This is a genomic window from Mesorhizobium tianshanense, assembly GCF_007830515.1.
GTDB classification, from domain to species: Bacteria; Pseudomonadota; Alphaproteobacteria; order Rhizobiales; family Rhizobiaceae; genus Mesorhizobium; species Mesorhizobium tianshanense.
Genome location: NZ_VLKT01000118.1, coordinates 1 through 8,134, shown reverse-complemented (window position 1 = coordinate 8,134; position 8,134 = coordinate 1). Strand labels below are relative to the sequence as shown.

At 60.2% G+C, this 8,134-nt stretch carries 8 protein-coding genes and 1 pseudogene; 5 read left to right on the top strand and 4 right to left on the bottom strand.

Going from position 1 to position 8,134, the window contains the following annotated elements:
• The 3 genes from IQ26_RS38365 to IQ26_RS38355 all read right to left on the bottom strand — a co-directional run.
• A partial coding sequence (locus IQ26_RS38365) for a transposase (RefSeq protein ID WP_145723516.1) occupies positions 1 to 254 on the bottom strand: 254 nt, incomplete at its 3' end.
• Positions 255 to 505: 251 nt separating this feature from the next.
• Positions 506 to 679, bottom strand: coding sequence for a hypothetical protein (locus tag IQ26_RS39390; RefSeq protein ID WP_156090983.1), 174 nt, complete (start codon positions 677 to 679; stop codon positions 506 to 508).
• Between the two features lie 666 nt (positions 680 to 1,345).
• Positions 1,346 to 2,236, bottom strand: a complete 891-nt coding sequence (locus IQ26_RS38355) for an adenylate/guanylate cyclase domain-containing protein (protein ID WP_145723515.1) — start codon at positions 2,234 to 2,236, stop codon at positions 1,346 to 1,348.
• A 655-nt stretch (positions 2,237 to 2,891) separates the two neighbouring features.
• On the opposite strand from IQ26_RS38355, the pseudogene IQ26_RS38345 reads away from it, so the two are divergent.
• The 5 genes and pseudogenes from IQ26_RS38345 to IQ26_RS38325 all read left to right on the top strand — a co-directional run.
• Positions 2,892 to 3,289: pseudogene (locus tag IQ26_RS38345) on the top strand (OB-fold nucleic acid binding domain-containing protein); the annotation flags it as partial.
• 121 nt (positions 3,290 to 3,410) lie between these two features.
• Positions 3,411 to 4,211 (top strand): type IV toxin-antitoxin system AbiEi family antitoxin domain-containing protein, encoded by an 801-nt coding sequence (locus IQ26_RS38340; protein ID WP_145723512.1) that lies wholly within the window; start codon positions 3,411 to 3,413, stop codon positions 4,209 to 4,211.
• On the top strand, positions 4,198 to 5,121 hold the full coding sequence (locus IQ26_RS38335; RefSeq protein WP_145723511.1) for a nucleotidyl transferase AbiEii/AbiGii toxin family protein: 924 nt from the start codon (positions 4,198 to 4,200) through the stop codon (positions 5,119 to 5,121). The genes IQ26_RS38340 and IQ26_RS38335 overlap by 14 nt, the downstream gene beginning before the upstream one ends.
• A 482-nt stretch (positions 5,122 to 5,603) precedes the next feature.
• Positions 5,604 to 6,887: an IS66 family transposase gene (gene tnpC / locus IQ26_RS38330; RefSeq protein ID WP_145723510.1), complete on the top strand. Its 1,284-nt coding sequence runs from the start codon at positions 5,604 to 5,606 to the stop codon at positions 6,885 to 6,887.
• A gap of 8 nt (positions 6,888 to 6,895) precedes the next feature.
• Positions 6,896 to 7,327, top strand: coding sequence for an IS1096 element passenger TnpR family protein (locus IQ26_RS38325; RefSeq protein WP_145723509.1), 432 nt, complete (start codon positions 6,896 to 6,898; stop codon positions 7,325 to 7,327).
• Between the two features lie 69 nt (positions 7,328 to 7,396).
• On the opposite strand, the gene IQ26_RS38320 is transcribed toward IQ26_RS38325, so the two are convergent.
• Positions 7,397 to 8,056, bottom strand: coding sequence for a DUF1127 domain-containing protein (locus IQ26_RS38320; protein ID WP_145723508.1), 660 nt, complete (start codon positions 8,054 to 8,056; stop codon positions 7,397 to 7,399).
• Positions 8,057 to 8,134 lie beyond the last annotated feature (78 nt).

Genomic DNA, 8,134 nt, shown 5'->3' with positions numbered 1-8,134 from the left:
CGAAGCTCGCGGTTCTCGCGTTCCAAAGCCTTGAGTTTCGTCGCCACATCCGTAGGCACACCGGCTCGCACGCCGCTGTCGCGCTCGGCCTTCTTCACCCACTCATGCAGCGTCTGCGCCGTGCAGCCGATCTTGGCGGCGATGGACGAAACCGCCGCCCACCGCGAGGCATGCTCGCCTTCGTGATCTAGAACCAGCCGAACCGCGCGGGTTCGAACCTCGGGAGAGAACTTGTTGGTCGTCTTGCTTGTCATGGCTCCACCTTCTCAGGAGTTGGAGCCTCCGATCAACCCGGCGCGGTTCACACCGCGTTCTGCCACAATCCAAGATGCCACCACAACCAGGTGATCGATCTGAAGCGCTCAAGGCCAACGCCTAGTGATCCGCTATGATGAACTGCGGAGGGCACCCAGGTTTAACGTGAGTGCAAATAATCAAGCTTGCCCAATAGCGAGCCCAGATGCCCCAATCTCTTTCATAAGCACACGCAATTCGGCTGGAGGCGCTAGGCTGAAAGTTCGAAAAGCTTCCAGGAACCCCAGGCAAACCGGATGCCCGTGAACGGCGTGGTTTCACGAACTTCTTGCATCACTGCAGAGGGTGCATCCCCGCCGATTTGCCGCCCTTGCTGTCCGTTTTTCACGACGACGACCACCAAAGCACTTTCATCAAAGCCCATAACAATGCATCTCATGCCATGAACGAGCGTGAGCAGCCGTTCACCTACCTATGACGCAGCGCTGCGCCTTCGCCATGCCATGCCTGTCAAAGCACTTTGACTCGTGGCCGCAACTCCGCGCTTCGCCAACCTGCCGTGGAAAAGGCCTTACCGTTTTTTCCGGCGGCGCTTTGACCAGATCGCGACTATTAGTGATTTATGTTGTAACTCGTTGCGGAGGTCGGAGTCGGACTTATTTGCGCTGATTAAGAAGCCTTGTCAGCAAACGAACTCGGTCACAGCACTGTATTGGCGATATCCCTCTACCAACTCAAACCCCGACCGTTTCTTAGGTCGTACCAACCCTTTGCACGCCCTCCCCTGCCCGGCCCTGACGGAAGGTTGAACCAGTCGGCGGCTTGCTACTCAACAACCGCGGCGTTCGGACGGCGCGCAACGGGCAGTGGCAGGTTTCGAATGTGCGCAATCTACTGCGCCGCCGGATCAGTGGCGATGAGCGGTTTTTAATAGGCGGGAAAATGAACCCACTTTCAGACGAGACGCCAGAGAACAAGGTTCAACGCGAACATTGACGGCGTCAGCGAACCAGCGCTGCGCGCATGCAGAATTGCCGAAGAGATCGTCGCGGCCGCTTGAAGCCGGTCGCGGCTAACGAGTCCGTCCGGGTCAGTCTGAGACAATTTCGTAGTGAAGAACCTGGGCGTCGCCGAGGGACGACCTCAGTCCAGGCGAGATGACGCCGGAGCCGAAGAGGACAATATCTTCGCGGCGTACGAATACTTCATGGCCAGGTTCCATCGATACAAATGTGCCCGACGAGCTTCGTTCGACAAGCCGGGCCCTGCCATTCGAAACAGTGAAGGTCGCGTGGTGCCTTGAAACCCAGGGCCGCTCGACGACAATATTGCATTCCGGAGATCGGCCGATGGTCACGAATTCGTTGTTTCGACAGGATCGCAACTGATCTCCATAGCGGATGACCAGTTTGGCCAGCCGCGGCGGGATGGAGCGCCTGCCGGTAATGGTGCCCCGGCTGGTGATCTGCGTACTGAGGGCCCCATCGTCGCTCCACAGGGTATAGACATCGAAGAGTTCTTGCTTCCCCTTCAAGGCCATTTTGTCGAGGAGCCGCAAGCCACTGCGGCTCCCCGCGGAAAGGGCTTCGCAGAAGCTCTGGCTGATCAGCACCTCCCCGGGGTTGGCCGTAGTGGACAACCTTGCGGTGACATTGACAACGTCACCGAAGACCTCGCCCCGTGCGCGAATGACCGATCCGAAATGCAATCCTATACGGGCGCTCAACGGCCCTTCCGACAGTTGGCGGCTGATTTGGCAGACGGCCCTCAGCGCCGCCTCCGGGCTCTCGAACAGGCTGAGTACGTCATCGCCTTTCGAATGAATGAAATCACCACCGTGCCGGGCGACGATCTCGCGCATCGCGTCCAGGCAATCCGAGACCTGATGCAGAGCGGCATCGTCGCCGATGCGCTCATATAGGGGCGTGCTGCCCACGACATCAGCCAAGAGGACTGCGGCTAGAAGTCTTTCCTGATCCATCGATCCGCACCGAGAACGCAGCGTATATAACACACCAAAGTTGCCTTTAACTTATCTAATTACGTGCCTTGGGGCCGGGGCGGTGCTTCGGCGTGATCGTCTCGGACGGACAGGCGTCTGCCTTCACTCATCTCGCCAAATCACGCGCTTTTCCCATCGGATCTGCACTAGGCGCCGAAAGCGGATCGTGTGTGCCTGCTCCCGCACGGTCTCAATCGTCACGTTGCCGTCACCTCGGCATTGATAGAATTTCGAGCCGAACCGCCCCTCCTCTGTCACAACTCGTGCAGAAAAGCGCTCGCTCGCCGGAACTAAACAGAGCGGCCTTCCGGTATCGTCTGATCAACGCTTCGGGCTTGACCTCGGCATGATGCGAGCAGTGCTTGCACCAGCCGCGCAGGCGGTGCCAGCTTCGCAGATCACCAAGCGCAACATCGAGGCCTGCGTGAATGCTGCCGTCCACGATTGTCTCCGGCGCCACGGTCGGCTCGCCGGGCGTAAGCAGCTTCTCCATTACATGCAGACCATTGTGATGGCATCGACAGATCGTTTCGACGAGGGTTTTCTCGTCGCGGTCCCAAACCTCGATCCGGGAATTGTCCTCCGCCGTTTGTGCCATAGCTTCGCCGGCCGGCGCGGTTGGAGCCTCGCCATCGTTCAGGCGCGCGACGTCCGCTGGCTGGAGGCGGCAGGTCTGGTGCTCGTTCGCCAGCGGGCGTGATGTTCCTGACCATGGAAGACGAGACCGGCGCCGCCAATGTCGTGGTGTGGGTCAAGGTCTCCGAGAAGTTTCGCCGCGTTCTGCTCTCCTCGTCGATGCTCAGCGTCAGCGGCAAGATCCAGTGTGAGGGCGAAGTGGTCCACCTCGTCGCCCACCAACTCACCGACCTTTCGGGGGAGCTCGCCAGTGTGGGTAACCGCGAGACGCCATTTCCGCTTCCGCATGGGCGAGGCGACGAAGCCCATCATGGTGGACCCGGGATCGATCCGCGCAGCCTGCCCAGCCGCCGTAGCCGTGGACCCGCCCGGCCCCGCGAAGGCTGCCAAGGTTGATGATCTTGAGGACGAAATTCCCTTTTAGTTTATGATTATTTAATTTTACTAAGTATGACTAAGGGAAATTGGCGTATTTTAAACCTTGAAAGTGGTTTGATATTGTGCTATTTTACCAAGCATGACTGAGCGAAACAGCGGAAAGCTAAACCAGTTAGAGCGAACCCTGCCGGAGGGTCTATTGGCCGATGCGGCGTGGATGGAGCGGCACGACTATTCCACAAGCCTGCGCAGCCAATATGTTTCGGCTGGTTGGCTGGTGCAGCCGGTGCGTGGCACTTACAAACGTCCTCTTGGCGAACTCGACTGGCAGAAAACCGTCGTTTCCCTCCAGAAGCTCATGGGGCACGCCCTTACGGTCGGAGGGCGCACAGCGCTCGACCTGCAGGGTTTCAGCCACTACTTGTCACCGACTGGCCCGTCAACGATCCACCTCTATGGAACGGAGCCACCTCCCGGCTGGCTCGCCAAGCTCCCGTTGAAAGAGTCGTTCCGGTTTCACCGGTCGCAGGTGCTGTTCCAAAACCTTGCTGTCGAGAAAGAGGCGTTGCAGGGCGGCACGCTGCGGGAATTGCCGGGGCCATCAGATTGGCCGCTTGTGGCTTCGACGCCTGAGCGTGCGTTGCTCGAAATGCTTAACGAGTTGCCCGGACACGAGAGCTTTCACGTCGCAGATATGATGGTCCAAAGCCTGAATACCTTAAGCCCACGGCGGCTGCAGACGCTGCTTGCCGACTGCCGGAGCGTGAAGGTCAAGCGCCTGTTCTTTTTCTTTGCCGATCGCCATGCGCCGCCGTGGCTGAAGCAGATAAAACGTGAGGAGATCAGCCTTGGCAGCGGCAAGCGTATGCTCGTCAAAGGTGGGAAACTGGACCCGAAATACCTCATAACCGTGCCGGAGGACCTTGGTGCCCCTGAATGATCGCTACAGGCGCCAGGTTGCCCTTCTGATCGCCGCCGTGCCCTTCGTCGCGGCGGAGCGGGAGTTTGCGCTCAAGGGCGGCACGGCGATCAATCTGTTTGTCCGTGATATGCCGCGCCTGTCGGTCGATATCGACCTGACCTATTTGCCGGTCGCTCCAAGGCCTCAGTCGCTAGCAGCCATTGATGCGGGAATGAAGCGCATTGCGGCGGCGCTCAGGGCAGGTTTGCGAGGCGTGCGCGTCAACGAAGTGGTGAATGCCCGGGAGCAGATCGTCACCAAATTGATGGTTCAGGGAAGCGATGCGCAGATCAAGATCGAGGTGACGCCGGTGCTGCGCGGCTGCGTGTTCGAGCCGGAGGTGAGAACCGTGTCGCCGGCGGTGGAAGACGCATTCGGCTTTGCGGAATTGCAGGTGGTCTCGTTTTCGGACCTATATGCCGGGAAGATCATGGCGGCCCTCGACCGCCAGCATCCGCGTGACCTGTTCGATGTCAGAGACCTTCTCGACAATGAGGGGATCCGCGACGATCTTAGGCGCGCTTTTATCGTCTATCTTATCAGCCACGACAGACCGATATCCGAAGTACTCGTGCCACGCCGCAAGGATATCGCGCAGGAGTTTGCGCAGGGTTTCGACGGCATGACGGTAGGGCCCGTCGCGCTCGACGCTCTACTGGCGACGCGCGAGGAACTGATCGCCGCTATGGCGGGCGGCATGCCGGAAGAGCACAGAGCGTTCCTGCTGGGCTTCAAGAAGGGTGAACCGGATTGGTCATTGCTCGGCGTCGAAGGCGCTGACGAGCTTCCGGCTGTCAGGTGGAAACAGCTCAATCTCGACAAGCTATCTCGCGACGCCCGCAACCGGCTTGTCGCGCAGCTGGCCGATGTGCTTGAGCATAAGGGATAGCCTATGCCGACATTCGAAGAGGTGGCCGGGTCGCTTGACCAGATCATGGGCGTGAAGGCGGTTTGGGGCCGCTCGTCGGAACCCGTGATGTGCTTTGGATCGCGCGGCGACGAGGCCTAAAGGACCCCGGACATTTCCAGCAGGCTCGTGCGACTGGGAACAAGGCAATCCCTCAGCCCTATCTCGTCACTATCGGCGGCGGTGCCGAAGTGGGCCCAGAACTACGTGGGAGAGTCCTGAACTCGTGAGGGTGACGGGCGTCTACGGAGAAACCAAAGCCTTCGTACGCGATCCCGATCTTATGACGCGACTTGCACAGTGGCCGGTCGCCGTGGTGCTTTCGGAAGTTTACCGGATCGAGGGAGAGCCGCTCTTGATTGAGGACCTCGGCTTTGCAGACAAGAACATACTAAACAACGCGTATGACGGCGGTAATTACCCACGCCCTTGTCAGGGGCAAGAATCCCTGAATCTATGGAGATATGGATCGCACTGATTTGCAGCGTCTGACGAAGGACGAGTTGATCGATCTGGTGCTGCGGATGCAGCGGCCAGAGAAGACATCACGCACGTCGTCCAAGCCACCTTCGAGCGATCGCAAGGCGCGTCGGGACAGGGCAAAGCCTGGCGGCGCCAAGGCGGGCCATCAAGGTCACAGCCGCGCCATGAGTGAGGATGCCGACCGCATCATCGACCATCATCCCGATCAATGCCTTTGCTGCCGCGCCAGCCTGTCGAGCGATCTTGCTGCCGAAACCGTCAGCGAGCACGACAAGATTGAGCTTCCCGCGATCAGGCCTTTGATTGAGCGTCATCGGCGTCTGGCAGTCCGTTGCCCGTCCTGCGGCACGCTGGTTGTCGCGGCTGTGCCGGATGCGGCGAAGGGGACGCCGTTCGGGCCACGCGTGCACGCCGTGGCGACCTATCTCAAGACTTTCCAGGCCCTGTCCTACGAGCGGCTGCAGGGCGCGTTCGCGAACCTTTTCGGTCTCACCATCAGCCAGGGCGGACTGATGAACATGTTGCGCCGTGCGCAGGGCGCCTTCGCGGCCGAGTGCGACAAGGCCGTCGCGGCGTTGCGCCGGGCCAAGGTCGTCGCCTCCGATGAGACCGGCGTGCGGATCGAAGGAAGCAACGCCTACCACTGGGTGTTTCGCTGCGCCGAAGCGGTTGTTCATCAAGCGGCGCCAACGCGCGGCGCCGTCGTGGTCCGGACCCTGATGGACGGCCATCGGCCCGACGTCTGGTGTTCCGATCGCTATGCCGCGCAACAAGGTCACGCAAATGCGCATCAGACCTGCCTGGCGCATCTCGCCCGCGACGTCGCCTATGCGGACGAGGCAAGTGGGGACATGTTGCCCTCACGGCTCAAGCGTTGGCTGCAAAGGGCCTTCGCCCTAGCCGACGGTATCGAAACCTTCGCCGCCTCGACCATCACTGGCAAGCGTCGCGCCCTGGAGCGAAGTCTGGACGATATCTTCGCCACCACAACGTCGTGCGATCTGGCCCGCAACATCCAAAACAAGTTCAGGCGAGCTCGCGATCAACTTTTGAGCTTTGCCCAATGGCCAGGAATGGTCGACGCGACGAACAACGCCTGCGAACGGGCGCTGAGACCCGCCGTCGTTCAACGGAAGATCACCAACGGCTATCGCGCCATGTGGGCCGCCCAGGGCGAAGCCGACATTCGACCCGTCGTCGACACGGCTTGTCTCGCGCCAGGCACGAACCCCTTCAAAATCATCCTTCAAACCGTCAGCGCCTGAAATCCGCTATGACTGAGCCCGCGACCTTGATCTTCCGAGCCTCTCTTCGGGCACGGCTTTGTCGGGACATCGAGGTGTCGAGTTCGAGCACGCTGGCGGATCTGGCCGAAGCCATCGTAGCGGCATTTGGCTTCGACTTAGACCACGCCTACGGCTTCTATTCAAAGCTGACGGGAAAGCTGTTCGACTCGCCCCTGCGGTTCGAACTCTTCGCCGACATAGAGGGGAGCGGCTCTCGCAGCGTGAAGGGCACGCGCGTCACCACAGCCTTCCAGAAGGTGGGCTCGGCAATGACCTTCTTGTACGACTACGGTGACGAGTGGCGCTTCCGCGTCGAAGTTATTGGAACAGGGCAGGCGCAGCCCGATGCCAATTACCCGAGGATCGTCAGCAAGATCGGCAAGGCTCCCCCGCAGTACCCGGATATCGACGAGGAGTGACGACGCACCGTGCCGCTTCGAGGGGCGAGGGGGTGGGTAATTACTGACGGCGTGCGGTACGCGATGCGTTCAGTCGAGGTCACGCGCCGCTGGGAGGTGCAGCCGCTCCAGGGCTTTCGCGATCCCGGCAAAGTTCAGCCCTGTAGTTCGCTTTATCCGAACGTTCCGGCAGGATCGGCGGAAGGAAAGCGCATCAGAAAAGAGATGGTCGATAAGGAGCGCGACCCGAAGCTTGCCAGGGCGGTGAAGGAGATCAATCGTGCTCGCAACGGCGGCGTGCCCAGATGCCCCAATCTCTTTCATAAGCACACGCAATTCGGCTGGAGGCGCTAGGCTGAAAGTTCGGAAAGCTTCCAGGAACCCCAGGCAAACCGGATGCCCGTGAATAGCGTGGTTCACGAACTTCTTCCATCGCTGCAGAGGGTGCATCCCCGCCGATTTGCCGCCCTTGCTGTCCGAGGCGTAGCCACTGCCGGCCAAGTTTCGGGATCGAGGCCGAAGCGATCTGGTGCGCTCGATCGTCGTGCCGGCCGCGCCTGCCTCTGCATGACGGATGGCGCGGCTTCGCAAAGCGCACATGATTTCGTCACATGAGATGCCGATGTCGCCAAGAACGTCATCGGGTAAACGGCTCAACTGGTCCGTTGCCGACAAGAGAGCTTTTCGCTCGGCGCGCAGGCGTAACCACCTGCGAAATGGACCAATGGCGGCAGCATGAATAATAACCATGATCAGATCGTCCCTTCATTGATCTGAATTGACCGGTACGGAACGGCGCGAACGGCACTCCGGGCGAGAGCGTCAGCC